Below are 534 nucleotides of genomic sequence, written 5' to 3'. Positions count from 1 at the left end.
GTCATGGAGAAACGCAAGCGCAGCGGGCAGCACAGCCTGCACCCGCCCTATCGCATTGCGGCGAACGGTTCTTTGTCGCTGGTTGCCCCCGGGCAGTCCGAGCCAGACGCCACAGATGTCCACACCCTGCGCGACATGATTCGCAACACGGCCTTGGCGTTCAACGTCCATGACCTCGAAGACCTGGCCGAGCTGCGCCTGTTCTACAGCCCCGACCCGTTGACCGAAGCGGCCCAGCAGCAACTGCTGCGTCGACGCGACAGGCTGCCGGCCGTGGATGTTGCCGCTTTCACCGGCCTTGGCTGCCCGACGCCCAGGCCCTATGTGCTGCGCCATGACCAACTGGACCTGGTCGCCGATTTCGCTGCGCAAACCGACAGCTCATTGCGCAAGCTGCTGGACAACCAGCTGTTCAGTGAAACCAGCGTCCACTCGCTGACGGCAGCCCGGTACATGCTGGGCCCGGGTGCCGGCAAACCCGAAGCCCGTGGTATCGCGGTGGTGGTGGAAGATGCCATCGGCATCACCCAGCAA

At 64.6% G+C, this 534-nt stretch carries 1 pseudogene; it reads left to right on the top strand.

Annotated features, from left to right (window positions below):
• A pseudogene (locus CC207_RS26960) lies at positions 1–534 on the top strand (hypothetical protein); the annotation flags it as partial.

Source organism: Pseudomonas sp. DrBHI1 (assembly GCF_002205115.1).
Lineage (GTDB): Bacteria > Pseudomonadota > Gammaproteobacteria > Pseudomonadales > Pseudomonadaceae > Aquipseudomonas > Aquipseudomonas mosselii.
The sequence above is the reverse complement of the archived record's forward strand: the minus strand, read 5'-3'. Positions and strand labels throughout refer to the sequence as shown.